The 351-nt window shown below is 66.4% G+C and carries 1 protein-coding gene; it reads right to left on the bottom strand.

Features of this window, described 5'->3' with window-relative positions:
• Positions 1-309, bottom strand: a 309-nt coding sequence (locus tag U8525_RS34535) for a transposase (RefSeq protein ID WP_374270982.1), incomplete at its 3' end; no start/stop codon positions are given.
• Positions 310-351: the final 42 nt, after the last annotated feature.

Here is a 351-nt window from a genome sequence, read left to right as displayed (position 1 = left end):
CTCCGGCGTCTTCACACGCACCTGCTTCAATCCCATGCCGAACTTGAGGTCCTTCACGTCCCGGAACGTCTCCTCGATGGTGAATCTCCGGGCGTAGACGTCCAGCACCTCCTGGGCAGTGGCGTCCTTGGAGCTGGTGGCCACTTTGCGCGCCCGCCTTCGGGCACCCACTCGGCCGCGCGCTTCGTCTCCGCCTCCTCGGACGTGACGAGCACGTCCGCACGGGGTGTGGATCTGATCCTGAGCATCGCCTGAGCGAAAGCGCGGGTTGGCGGGAGCAGGCCAAGGCGTGGGAGAAATCCCGGCCATGGTGAAGGTGACGCTGGAAGTGCCCGAGGAGGTCGCCGCGCT

Source organism: Corallococcus sp. RDP092CA (assembly GCF_041903675.1).
Lineage (GTDB): Bacteria > Myxococcota > Myxococcia > Myxococcales > Myxococcaceae > Corallococcus.
Note: the sequence above shows the minus strand (reverse complement) of the source record. Positions and strands in the feature narration are given on the sequence as shown.